The organism is Lancefieldella parvula (assembly GCF_963547875.1).
Taxonomy (GTDB): Bacteria; Actinomycetota; Coriobacteriia; order Coriobacteriales; family Atopobiaceae; genus Lancefieldella; species Lancefieldella parvula_D.
Genome location: NZ_CAUUSI010000004.1, coordinates 74,709 through 87,589, shown reverse-complemented (window position 1 = coordinate 87,589; position 12,881 = coordinate 74,709). Strand labels below are relative to the sequence as shown.

The window sequence follows — 12,881 nt, the reverse complement described above, 5'->3', positions numbered from 1 at the left end:
AGTTCAAAGTTGGCACACGCGATATGCAAAATCTTTTAGACATTGATTCGCACGTATTTTTCGGTGTGCGGTAGAATATTATTCGCAAGCGTTTTGTCTTGCACCTGTATGTAAAGTATTGCCAAAAACTTGGTGTTTACCACGTATGGTGCACAAAGTTTGACGCGTAGAAAGGAAGCCTAATGGCTGAAGATCAGTACATGCACCTTGTTATTGTTCGCCACGGTGAGTCTGAGTGGAACAAGCTCAACCTGTTCACTGGTTGGACTGACGTTGACCTTACCGAGACTGGTCACGAGGAGGCAGCAGCTGGCGGCCGTGCTCTCAAAGAGGCTGGCTATGACTTTGATGTTTGCTACACCTCTCTTCTCAAGCGTGCTATTCACACTCTGAATCATGTTCTTGATGAGCTTGACCGTAACTGGCTTCCTGTTCATAAGACCTGGCGTCTGAACGAGCGTCACTATGGTGCACTTCAGGGCCTTAACAAGGCTGATGCAGCTGCCGAGCACGGCGAGGAGCAGGTAAAGATTTGGCGTCGTTCCTTTGATGTTCAGCCACCAGCTCTTGAGCCAGGTGACGAGCGCGATCCTCACGTTCAGGAAATGTTCCGCGATGTTCCAGCAGAGGACCTTCCTTATACTGAGTGCCTGAAGGACACCATTGCACGCGCATGGCCTTACTTTGAGCAGGAGATCAAGCCACAGCTTGAGGCAGGTAAGCGTGTTCTTATTGCTGCACACGGCAACAGCCTTCGCGCTCTTGTTATGCAGTTTGAGCACCTCACTCCAGAAGAGATTCTTGAGGTCAACATCCCAACTGGCATTCCTTGCGCATACACCTTTGACAAGGATTGGAACATTGTAGACAAGCACTATATTGGCGATCCAGCCGTCATCGAGGCAAAGATTAACGCTGTTGCTAACCAGGGCAAAGCTAAATAAACAGCTTGCTAACACGCAATATCACTAAGCAGAACGGGGTGGTTTTAAACCACCCCGTTTTTCTAACTTAAATTGACCAAATCGTTGCTTATATTTTTCTATTCAAATCATCAATAGAATCCTGTAAACCATCCAGTTTCTTAAGATGGCGAGAAAGCCAAATAAAAGCCTTTCGTCCACAGTAAAACATGACGGATAAGATTAGAAAAAGAACAATAAGAATTATTATCTCTGGTGCTCCCATAAACTCATACTCCTAAATAATCAAAAGCCCACTATTGAGGTAATTCATTCATGTTCAGAAATATCACTCCACAGGGCATTTGATTTAAAACAAAGAAATTATTAGAACCTAGAAATTTCATTTTTAGATGGTAGATATGTTCTACTGGCAATAAAAGAACTAGACATCTTCATCACCTCTTTAAGTTATTTATACCACTTATTTACTCCAATAAAAAGAAAAAAATAACTTATGAAATGAGATTCTCTATAAACAAAAGCATATTAAAAACTCAAAGAATACGCCAACAGCCATAAAACCTACTTTGAATAGTGTTACGATGTACCGCCGAGAAAAGAAGGGATTAAATGTTTAAAAGAGAGCTCAACGCAAAACTTGTTCTTTCTGTAATTGCAACAGGAATTATGTCCTTCTCGGGAGTTGTCGTAGAAACTGCCATGAACGTGACGTTTCCGACGTTGATGGAGGAATTTTCTATTGGCACCTCAACGGTGCAATGGATGACTACTTCGTACCTTTTGATTCTTGCCATTATCATGCCTATGTCGTCGTTTTTAAACAGACGATTCAAAACTAAAAGTATTTTTACCGTGGCCATGATCTTCTATATCAGTGGCATTCTTTGTGGATTTGCTGCTCCAACGTTTATGCTATTGCTGCTTGGCCGCATTTTAGAAGGCATTGGCACCGGTCTGGCACTGCCTTTGATGTTCAACATCATCACCGAGCAAGCCCCACTTAAAAATATGGGTGTCATGATGGGCATCGGCATGCTAGTTACTGCCGTTGCACCTGCAGTAGGGCCTTCAGCTGGTGGTTGGATTGCAGAGCATCTTGGCTGGCGAATGATTTTTGCCGGTCTTCTCCCCTTCTTGATTGTGGCATTTGTACTGGGAATTAGTTCAATACAACAGAGCCATGAGACTGAAGTGATTTCTTTTGATGTCTTTGGCTGGCTGCTGCTTACGGTAAGTTTTATTGCACTCATCTTTGTTATTGACGAGTCCAGCGCGTTTGGCCTGCTTAGCATTCCTGTTTTGCTTGCGATGGTGATTTTTGTGGGTTCGCTTGCGCTCTTTGTACGTCACGAGAACTCCTTTAAACACCAGGAGCTCTCTGATAAATCTCCAAAAATTCCTATTATTAATCTTGAGGTATTTGGCGAGAAAGGCTTTGTGCTCTCGCTCTTTGCTATTGTTGCCCTGCAATTTATTATTCTTGGCCAGTCGTATCTTCTGCCTAACTTCTCCCAGTTAGTACTGGGTGCAGGAGCCGCTGCAGCAGGAGCTCAAATGCTTCCTGGATGTGCTATTGGCGCAATTATGGCACCAATTTCTGGCCAGATTTTAGACAAACTAGGAGCTAAAAAACCTATTGTTACAGGTATTCTTTGTTGCCTTACCAGCATGCTCCTTTTACTACTCTTTGTTCACGTACTTACCGTAGAAATGATTACGTATATTTTTGCCATTTTTGCCATTGGTCAGGCACTTCAGATGGGAAACAATTTTACGGTAGCTTTGGGACATCTTCCAGAAGACCGTAAAGCAGATGGAAATGCTGTTATTAACACAATGCAGCAGCTCTTTGGCGCTATGGGCACCAGCGTTATTTCTGGCGTTGTAGCGGCTTCTCAGCTTGGAGCTACAGACTTAGCTACAAGCACCCTTGCAGGAGCTCAGAATGCACTCTTTGTACTTGTGTGCGTAGCTTGTATTCCTCTTGTTACCATGGGAATCGTACTCTTTGTGCTGCCAAAGATGACAAAATAAAGCGCAACGGCGGTATTTAAAAAGCAAATTAAAAAGCTAGGTATCCAAAAGAAGGATATCTAGCTTTTAATTTAGACGATCGAATTGTTAGAACTACGACACGACAGCTGATAATTTCAATCCAATAAATACAGCAACCAGGCAAGTAACAACGTTGACCGCAATGTTCACTCCTGCAGCAGTCCAGTTACCTGCTTGAATAAAGGTAAGGGTTTCATTTGAGAAGGTCGAGAAAGTCGAAAGTCCTCCGCAAAGGCCCACGGCTAAGAATAGCTTTACCTGTGGCTGAAGTGGACTTGCAAGATCAAGCCCTGTTACAAAGCCAATAATCAAACCTGCAACAACATTTGCAGCAAACGTACCAACTGGCAGATTAGGAATCCACTGTTTAAAGAGGACTCCCAACTGCCAGCGACCTAAACTACCCAGAGCTCCACCAAGAGCCACAGCTAACGCTTCAAACATAAAATACCCCTACTCCAGCTCGCGCGATCCCGTATACAGTTGATAATACTCTCCACGCTTTGCAATAAGCTCATCGTGAGTACCACGCTCAATAATGCGACCATGTTCCAGAACCATGATGGCATCAGAGTTGCGAACTGTAGACAGTCTGTGAGCAATTACAAAAACAGTACGGCCTGCCATTAGGGCATCCATGCCCTTCTCGATAAGTGCCTCAGTACGTGTATCAATACTGGAGGTTGCCTCGTCCAAGATAAGCACGGGAGGATCGGCAATAGCAGCACGCGCAATTGCCAAAAGCTGCCTCTGACCTTGGGAAAGGTTAGCGCCGTCCGAGGTAAGCACGGTGTTATAGCCACGTGGCATACGACGGATAAACTTATCTGCGTTTGCGATTTTTGCTGCAGCAATAACCTCGTCATCAGTGGCGTCTAACTTACCAAAGCGGATATTGTCCGCGATGGTCCCTGTGAACAGATGCGTGTCCTGCAAAACAATACCAAGCGAGGATCGTAGAGCAGATTTCTTGATATTGTTAATAGAAATGCCGTCGTAAGTAATAGTGCCGCTGCGAACGTCATAGAAACGGTTGATGAGGTTGGTAATGGTTGTTTTACCAGCACCAGTTGAGCCAACAAATGCAATCTTTTGACCAGGCTTTGCAAACAGCGTGAGGTTTGCAAGGACCGTCTGATCATCGTCGTATCCAAAGGTCACGTCATCAAAGCGAACGTCTCCAGCAAGAGGGGTTTTCTCGCCAGACGGTGTGACCCATGCCCAGGACTCTTCTCCTGACTCGTAGCCACTAACGCGAACCAGGTCAACCTTGCCCTCATCAACCTCAGGAGTCATTTCCATAACCGCAAAGATGCGCTCGGCGCCGGCAAGAGCGGTAAGCAGGAAGTTGGAGAGCTGCGTGAACTGGTTAAACGGCATGGCTGCCTGGCGAACAAAGACCAGGTAGGATGCAAGACTTGCAACATCTGCGTGTCCGTTTACCGCAAGCAGAGCGCCAACCACGGTGACCACGGCGTAATTGATATACGTCAATGAAACCGTGATAGGAACCATAGTTGCCGCATAACCCTGAGCACTTGTTCCAGAGTGTCTAAGCTCCTCATTGACCTTTAGAAAATCAGCAAAGTTGGCATCTTCGTGATTAAAAACTTTAACCACTTTAAGGCCAGAGATTGTTTCTTCTGCAAAACCGTTAAGAACACCAAGGCTCTTTTGCTGCACCGAATAATGCTTGGCAGAGCGCTTACTTGCATAACGTGCATAAATCACAATCAAAACATCAAAGAGAACAGTGATGAGCGTCAGCTGCCAGTTAAGGACAATGAGCAGCACAAGAGTACCAACCATCTGAATAAACGCCAGAACAAGGTTGGCAAAGCTGTTGTTGAGCGCTTCCGAGATGGTATCCACGTCATTTGTAAAGAAGCTCATAATATCGCCGCGAGTACGCTGGTCAAAGAATCTTAGGGGCAGCGATTCAATGTGCTCAAAGAGGTCTCGTCTGATGTCAAAAACAATTCTCTGAGCAGCACGAACCATAATTTGCGTGTAACCAACACTGGTAAGAGCGCCAATTGCATACACAACCGCTGTAAATACAATGAGGTTGGTAAATGCGTTTACGTCTCCCCTGCCCACTGCAGCAACAACAGGCTTAATCATGTAGGTGCCAAGGAGTGCCGTTAAACCGCTGATAGAAACAAGAAGTGCCACCAACATAAGGCGCTTCTTAGCATGCCCTAAGTACGAGACAAACACTCTAATGGTATGTCCGATGTTCTGAGGACGTGCTCCTCCTGCGCGATTAGCCATGTGACACCTCCTTACCAGCAGCATCAATATCCGATTGACTACCGCCAATCTGCGACTCATACAGCTCTCTATAGATAGGGCTCTTGGCGAGAAGTTCTGTGTGAGTGCCAGTCATATGGACCCTACCGTTATCAAGAACGACAATCTGATCTGAGTCCATAACGGAGTTCACACGCTGAGCAATGATGATCTTTGTCATGTCAGCAAGCTCAGCAAGGCCTGCGCGAATCTTTGCGTCGGTTGCTGTATCAACTGCACTGGTAGAGTCGTCAAAAATGATGATTTTTGGCTTCTTCAAAAGCGCACGTGCAATGCAAAGGCGCTGCTTCTGGCCACCAGAAACATTGACGCCACCCTGGCCAAGATCTCCGTCCAAGCCGCCAATCCTATCTAGGAACTCATCAACACATGCAATAGAGCAGGCGTGAAGCAGTTCCTCGTCAGTAGCGTTGGGATCTCCCCAGAGCAGGTTGTCGCGGACGGTACCGCTGAACAGCACATTTTTCTGAAGGACAACAGACACCGCATCACGAAGTGAAACAAGATTGTAGGAGCGGACGTTATTCTCGCCAACAAACACGGTGCCTTCAGTTGCATCATATAAGCGTGCAATCAGCTGGATAAGAGTGGTTTTTCCGGAACCAGTGCCACCGAGAATACCAACGGTAGAGCCTGGCGCAAACGAGAGATCAATGTCTTCAAGGACATCCTCTTCAGCACTCTGACTGTACTTGAAAGATACGTTTTCAAAGCGTACTGCACCATTTTTAACGTCAGTCAAACCGTGCTCTGGAGACTCAATAGCAGGCTCCTCGGAAAGAATCTCTCCGATTCGACGCACGCTGGTAATGGCGCGAGCAGTAAGCAAGAACACGCCAGAAATCATCATAAGAGAGTTCATGATAAGCAATACGTAACTCATGAAGCCCGTAAGCTCACCAACACCCAGTCTGCCAGCCATAATCATCTGACCACCAAACCAAAGGATAGCCACGTTAGTGACATACATTGAAGCCTGGAAAATAGGCAGGTTTAAGACGGACGTGCCAAAGGTCTTTGTAGCAGTCTGCGCATACTGGGTATTAACTTTTTCAAAGCGCTCGGAGACATATCCTTCTCGGACATATGCCTTAATCGCTCGCACCGCAGCAAAGTCTTCCTGCAGCGCCTCGTTAAGCTTATCCATTGCGCCTTGCATAACGCGGTACAAAGGGCCAACGCGCTTCACAATAAAGAAGAGTGCAATGGCCAAGAAAGGCAGTACAGCAAAATAAACTACCGCCAGCTCTGGGCTCATAATAAACGCCATAACCAAGCCCATGACCAGCATAATTGGTCCACGCATAAACGGGCGTGTACCCATTGCAAAGGCGTTCTGAATAATGGTTACATCAGAAGTCAAACGCGTAACCAAAGAGGATGAATCGTATTTATCAAGATTTGCAAAAGCAAACTCTTCCATTCGGCGATATTCATCTTGTCTGAGTTGAGCGCCTAGTCCCATAGCTGCTTTTGCTGAGTAGCGCGCATAGCCAATACCAGCAAACATGGCGAGAAGAGCAAAGACAACCATAACGGTGCCGTTTATAAAAACAGTCTGAAGGTTGCCTTGCAAAATACCCTGGTCAACAATTTGGGCCATGAGTACAGGAATCACTAATTCGAGTAGGGACTCTGCAAACACACAGAGTCCCGACATAACAAAATCCTTTTTGTACGCGCCAAAATGGTCCAAGATTACCTTTAACTCAGCGCGAGCAGATGGAGCTTTTTCTTTTACAGAAGCATCATTCATTACTAAAACACCACGTACCTTACTGTCTTGCGTTGCCTGATTTGCTTATGCCTCTTTTGGAAGCGTCTGAAGCGAAACCTCTTTGAGCTGCTCATTAGAAACAGGTGAAGGAGCGCTAGACATCAGATCAGAGCCAGAAGTAGTCTTTGGGAAGGCCATGACGTCGCGGATGGAATCAGCACCTGCAAGCAGCATGCACACGCGGTCAAGACCAAGCGCAAAGCCGCCCATTGGAGGTGCGCCAAACGTCAGAGCCTCCATCAAGAAGCCAAACTGAGCCTTTGCGCGCTCTTCAGTAAAGCCGAGTTTCTCCAGAATCTTAAGCTGCAGCTCAGCGTTGTGGATACGCATTCCGCCGCCGCCAGCTTCAAAGCCGTCCATAACAAAGTCGTAGGTATACGAACCCATAGCCAGAGGATTGGTGTCCAGAAGGTCAAGCTCATCCTCGCGAGGAAGGGTGAAGGGCTGGTGCTCAGAGGCGTAAGACTGAGTCTCCTCATCCCAGTGGAACAGTGGGAAGTTAACAACCCAGAGGAAATCATGACCTTCTCGTGGTACATCCAAGACCTTTGCCATATGCAGGCGCATACCGCCAAGAATCTCATCTGTCTCCAGGCGACCGCCCACGGCAAAGAGAATCAAGTCCCCTGCCTCAGCAGACATCTCTGCGCGTAGTGCGTCAAGCTCTTCTGGCGAGAAGAACTTGGTAATAGGACCTCCCACGGAACCATCCTCTTTGAAGGCAACCCATGCAAGTCCCTTAGCACCAAAGCCGGCGGCTACCTCGGCAAGTTTATCAACCTGAGAACGTGGCCAGGTGCCAGCACCCTTAACGTTGATTGCCTTGACGTACTGACCATCAGTTGTTGCAGCAGAGCTAAAGAGCTTAAAGCTGGATTGCTTGAAGACCTCAGAGACATCGTGGAGCTCCATACCAATGCGGGTATCAGGCTTATCGGAGCCGTAGGTATCCATTGCATCCCAGTACTGAATCTTGCGCAGTGGAGCTGGGAACTCAATACCCATCTTTGCAAATGCATCGCCCAGAATATCCTCAAGCTCTGCCATGACATCTTCCTCGCGGACAAATGCCATCTCCATATCAACCTGCGTAAACTCAGGCTGACGATCTGCACGAAGGTCCTCATCACGGAAGCACTTAGTAATCTGGTAGTAGCGCTCAACACCGCCAATCATCAGCAGCTGCTTCAACAGCTGTGGAGACTGTGGCAGTGCATAGAAGTTCCCGCCCTGCATTCTGGATGGAACCAGGAAGTCACGAGCTCCCTCGGGGGTAGATTTGAACAGCGCTGGAGTCTCTACCTCGGTAAAGTCACGCTTATGGAAAGCCTCACGAAGTGCAAACGCAAAATCAGAACGCATACGAAGATTCTGTGCCATCTGAGGACGTCGCAGGTCAACATAGCGATACCTCAGGCGAAGGTCCTCGTTAACATCAATGTGGTTCTCAATCTGGAATGGTGGAACAGCGCTGGTGTTAAGGACCTCAATCTTTGAAGCAAGTACCTCTACCTCACCGGTAGCAAGAGCTTCGTTAGTCTGACCTTCAGAACGATGCTGAACCGTACCAGAAATCAAAACAGGCCACTCAGGACGAATAGTCTCTGCAGTTGCAAATGTTTCTGCATCGACATCTGGGTCAAATAAAATCTGTGTCAAACCCTCGCGATCACGAAGGTCAACAAAGATCAGGCCTCCAAAGTCACGACGACGCCAAACCCAACCAGTGAGCGTAACGGTCTGGCCGATATGCTCTGCGCGAAGCTCTCCGCAGGTATGCGTATGCATACTGTGCAAATCAACAGCTGCGTGAGCGGAATAATTCTGAGGGGTTTCTGAGGAACAATCCATTTTTATCCTTTCGTCTTTGCTTCCCTGTGCCAAATCGGAAAGCTCCTTCAAGACGGCAAAAACGTGTAGACGGCACGTTCTTGCTCATAGATAAAACATTGTACTCTCCAACGTTTAGTCGAATCCTCTCAATCTAAACTTAGTGGAGATTCACGAGGAATAAATAACTTACCGTCACACTTTTACGCTAGACTGAAATTGATGCACACAAGCCCTCTTACAGGGCGAGAAGAACTTGGAGCTTTCATGGCCTATAAAGCCGCCGTTTTTGATCTTGATGGTACATTACTCAACACTATAGATGATCTTGCTTGGGCAACAAATTATGCCCTTGAGCAGTTCAACATGCCCACCTATACCGTTGATGAAGTACGTCAGATGGTGGGAAATGGCGTTGCAAAGCTTATCCGTGATGCGGTACCAAAGGGCACCGATGACGCAACATACCAGCGCGTACTTGCATGTTTTAAGGAGCACTACGCTGACCACAGTTTGGACAACACGACACCCTACCCTGGCATACTTGATGCTGTTGATACACTCAGGGCAGCTGGTGTTAAATGTGCCGTTGTCTCAAACAAGCCAGACTTTGCCATTGCAGATTTAATGAGTAATTTCTTCCCAGGCAGATTTGACTTTGCTCTGGGTCAGCGAGATGACCTTAAAAGAAAGCCTGATGCCGAGCCTGTCCATTACGCCCTTGCTCAAATTGGCGTTGACCCTCAAAATGCTGTCTATATTGGAGACTCAGAGGTTGATGTTGCAACAGCACACAACAGTGGCATGCCTTGCATTAGCGTTACCTGGGGATTTAGAGATAAAGAAACGCTTCTAGCTGCAGGCGCTACCACGCTTTGCGATACCGCAGAAGAAATGGTGCAAGAAGTTCTCAAATACTAGCACTAAAAATTGCAACCATCCGTTCATTGCCGTTGAGCGAGAAAAAACGTCCGCTTGCCTATGCCTCTCAATTCATCTGAATAAGCGTATTCTGAGGGCGGTATAGTCTATAAAAGTGCGTCCATAATTTGCGCGCAAGCGACGTGGAAAGGATTGCATCATGGGCAAGAAAAGTTCTGAGGTTCTCCAGATTTCTTACGAAGACCTGGTAGAGTACCTGCACAGTAATCACTCTGTGTACATGCAAGTCGGACACCAGGTTTATTACCTCACTGATGTCAATTTTGAGGCATGGAGAGCTCAAGACACCAGTATCAGAAACTCAAAAAACCACTTTGTAGATTGTTCTGAACTAGTTCCTACGGTAGACGAATTTCTCGCTCTTCCTTTTATCAATGGAAAAACCATTAAAGACGTATTTGCGCATGCAACGTTCTATGCGTCCATGAAGAACGAAAAATCTGAGTAATTCAAAATAATCAGCATTTTGTTGACTATTTCTCAGCTAAAACTTAAAGGATCTGTTAATCGCAGATCCTTTTTTATTACCTGGTAAATTGCCTTATTAATCTACGTTCCTTATAAAAAACGCCGATGCAGTGCACCGGCGTTTAACTTGTAATTTGAGAAAACCTGTCTACTCAACAGGCTTCTGAACCTCAAGAACCTCGGCAATCTCAACCTCAGGCGAGACGGTACCGGCAAGCTCTGGAATAAGATCGTTGTACTTATTAGAAGAAGCAAGCTCAGAAGAAGCGGTCTTTGCGTAACGCTTAACTGCCGCAGCAGCACGGTTAACGGCGCTCAACGTACCGGCGCCACCAACGCATCCTCCTGGGCAAGCCATGCCCTCAAGAAGATAACCTGGATATTTACCCTTAACGGCGTCCTTGAGCATAGCTCGGCACTCAGCAAGACCGTCAACAGCCATGATAGGTACTTCTCTATCGGGGTACTTCTGGTGAATGACGTTTACAACTGCGCCTGCAACGCCACCGGCCACTGCAAAAGCACGGCCATCATGAGAAGCATTTTCAAAGTCGGAGTTATCGTCATCAAGCTTGGTGTAGTCAATACCCTTAGACTCCATCATTCCTGCAAGCTCCTCAAAAGTCAGAACAAAATCGACCTCGGACTTAACGGAACGACGCAGTGCCTCAAGCTTCTTAGCAGTGCATGGCCCAATAAAGACAATTTTGGACTCTGGGTTTTGTTTTCTTACCAGACGAGCAGTCAAAACCATGGGGGTTAGCGCCATAGAGATTGCATCTGCGTGTTCTGGGTGCTCTTTTTTAGCCATGGCAGACCAGGAAGGACAGCAGCTTGTTCCCATAAATGGAAGCTTTTCCGGGACTTCTTTGACAAAGTCTTCTGCTTCCTGAACGGTACAAAGGTCAGCGCCGGTTGCTACCTCTTCTACCTCGGCAAAGCCCATCTCTTTGAAGGCTTCACGAAGACGACCAACGCTACCCTTGCCAAACTGACCAACAAACGAAGGAGCCACAATTGGGACAACGGTGTACCCCTCATTAATAGCCTGAATTACCTGGAAAATCTGGCTCTTATCGGCAATTGCGCCAAAGGGGCAGTTGACCAGGCACTGGCCACAAGATACGCACTTCTCGTAATCAATATCTGCGCGACCATGCTCATCGGAGCCAATAGCGTCCATACCACAAGCAGCTGCGCAAGGACGTACGTGGTGATGAATTGCCTGGTAAGGGCAAACCTTGAAGCACATGCCACACTGAATGCACTTCTCCTGGTCAATGTATGCCTTTTTGTCTACGAAGCTAATTGCCTCTTTAGGACAAATCTCTCGACAAGGGTGCGCAAGACAACCTTGGCACGCGTTGGTAACGCGATACACGTTGTCCTCGCAGGCGTTACACGCAAACTTAACGATGTTAATCAGCGGTGGCTGGTAATAAACCTCAGGTCGAGAGGCCTCTTCCAAGCCGTCAGAAATAAGCTCTGGTTGATCAACGCCCTGCATAGGCATGCCCATAGTCATGCGAATGCGCTCGCCAACAATAGCGCGCTCCAAGAAGACGCTCTCACGATACGTAGCAATATCACCAGGAATAATCTTGTACGGCAGCTCTTCCATCTGGTGAGCAATTTCATCAACGCTCTTATCTGCTTTTTCATACGCAAGCGTTGAAACTTCTTTAAATACCTTCCTGCGGATTTCAGTCAGGTTGGTATAGACACCTCGCATTGTGCCAGGCATTTCTCCCCCTCCTCGTTCACTTTATGCACGTCTGGGTAACGTTTCCGCACAAAATGAATGTATGTCTCTACCACAAAGTATGTACTATAAGTCCACCTCGGTGACACCAAAATAAGAAAATCGCTCTGGAATATCCGTTTTAATCACAATTTTTGCGCCCGTGACTGGATGAATAAATCCAACGCGATATGCATGAAGCATTAACGGCTGCGGCCTATGCTTCTTTTTTGACGCACGCTGAAAAGACAACACACCTCCGTACAGCATGTCTCCTACCAGAGGAAATCCAAGTGACGAGAGATGCACTCTAATTTGATGTTTTCTTCCTGTCAGCAAATTGACCAGTAGCAAGCTTTGAATTTGACCTTGTGCTGACGATGAAACCTTAATAAGACGTACCTCCGTTTGAGAAGGCTTACCTGTGGCTGAGATTCTCATCTTCTGAGCATCATGACGATCTTTTCCAATTGCCTTATCTATCAGCAGTTTATTTGGTTCAAATGCTCCCTTAACAGCTGCAAGATACTCTTTGGAAAGCTCCTTGGAGGCAATAAGCTGATCAAACTGTGGCTGCGTTTCTTTTTTGAGCGAGAAAAGCACAATGCCCGTAGTCTCTCTATCAAGGCGATTCAGAGCTTGGACCTGGGAAAGGTCTATCTGGCTTGGGCTCTCAAGTGCACGGAGTTTCTCGCGAACTACCTCAGTTAACGAGGGCTCTTGGGTACCGTCCGCGTGAACGATAATTCCCGCTGGTTTATTCACGGCAAGCAGATACTCATCTTGGTACAAAATCTCAAGGTTGTTGTCAGGCTGAAGAGCATCCACG

10 protein-coding genes are annotated in these 12,881 nt (G+C 46.9%); 4 read left to right on the top strand and 6 right to left on the bottom strand.

Translation table 11 applies throughout. The features are described from left to right. The first annotated feature begins 182 nt into the window (after positions 1 to 182). Positions 183 to 944: a 2,3-diphosphoglycerate-dependent phosphoglycerate mutase gene (gpmA, locus tag RWJ96_RS03005; protein ID WP_035433192.1), complete on the top strand. Its 762-nt coding sequence runs from the start codon at positions 183 to 185 to the stop codon at positions 942 to 944. A 591-nt stretch (positions 945 to 1,535) separates the two neighbouring features. Beyond that, a complete protein-coding gene (locus tag RWJ96_RS03000) occupies positions 1,536 to 2,960 on the top strand; it encodes a DHA2 family efflux MFS transporter permease subunit (protein ID WP_314018862.1) in 1,425 nt (474 codons plus the stop codon). Between the two features lie 93 nt (positions 2,961 to 3,053). Here the strand turns inward: RWJ96_RS03000 and crcB are convergent, their stop codons facing one another. From crcB to aspS, 4 genes are read right to left on the bottom strand one after another with little or no spacing between them, the layout of a single operon-like run. After that, complete coding sequence (gene crcB / locus RWJ96_RS02995) at positions 3,054 to 3,425, bottom strand: fluoride efflux transporter CrcB (protein ID WP_314018861.1); 372 nt, start codon at positions 3,423 to 3,425, stop codon at positions 3,054 to 3,056. A gap of 9 nt (positions 3,426 to 3,434) precedes the next feature. Further along, positions 3,435 to 5,255, bottom strand: coding sequence for an ABC transporter ATP-binding protein (locus RWJ96_RS02990; RefSeq protein ID WP_314018860.1), 1,821 nt, complete (start codon positions 5,253 to 5,255; stop codon positions 3,435 to 3,437). After that, a complete protein-coding gene (locus RWJ96_RS02985; RefSeq protein WP_314018859.1) occupies positions 5,248 to 7,050 on the bottom strand; it encodes an ABC transporter ATP-binding protein in 1,803 nt (600 codons plus the stop codon). The genes RWJ96_RS02990 and RWJ96_RS02985 overlap by 8 nt, the downstream gene beginning before the upstream one ends. A gap of 45 nt (positions 7,051 to 7,095) precedes the next feature. Then, positions 7,096 to 8,922 carry an aspartate--tRNA ligase gene (aspS, locus tag RWJ96_RS02980; RefSeq protein ID WP_314018858.1) on the bottom strand — a complete coding sequence of 609 codons (1,827 nt, stop codon included), beginning with the start codon at positions 8,920 to 8,922 and terminating at the stop codon, positions 7,096 to 7,098. 246 nt (positions 8,923 to 9,168) lie between these two features. Here aspS and RWJ96_RS02975 point away from each other — a divergent pair, with 246 nt between their 5' ends. Both RWJ96_RS02975 and RWJ96_RS02970 read left to right on the top strand, forming a co-directional pair. Further along, positions 9,169 to 9,822 carry an HAD-IIIA family hydrolase gene (locus RWJ96_RS02975; RefSeq protein ID WP_314018857.1) on the top strand — a complete coding sequence of 218 codons (654 nt, stop codon included), beginning with the start codon at positions 9,169 to 9,171 and terminating at the stop codon, positions 9,820 to 9,822. A gap of 160 nt (positions 9,823 to 9,982) precedes the next feature. Beyond that, positions 9,983 to 10,291: a hypothetical protein gene (locus RWJ96_RS02970; RefSeq protein WP_035435265.1), complete on the top strand. Its 309-nt coding sequence runs from the start codon at positions 9,983 to 9,985 to the stop codon at positions 10,289 to 10,291. Positions 10,292 to 10,459: 168 nt separating this feature from the next. On the opposite strand, the gene RWJ96_RS02965 is transcribed toward RWJ96_RS02970, so the two are convergent. Further along, positions 10,460 to 12,055: a 4Fe-4S dicluster domain-containing protein gene (locus RWJ96_RS02965; protein WP_314018856.1), complete on the bottom strand. Its 1,596-nt coding sequence runs from the start codon at positions 12,053 to 12,055 to the stop codon at positions 10,460 to 10,462. Positions 12,056 to 12,139: 84 nt separating this feature from the next. After that, a complete protein-coding gene (locus RWJ96_RS02960; protein WP_314018855.1) occupies positions 12,140 to 12,880 on the bottom strand; it encodes an RluA family pseudouridine synthase in 741 nt (246 codons plus the stop codon). Position 12,881 lies beyond the last annotated feature (1 nt).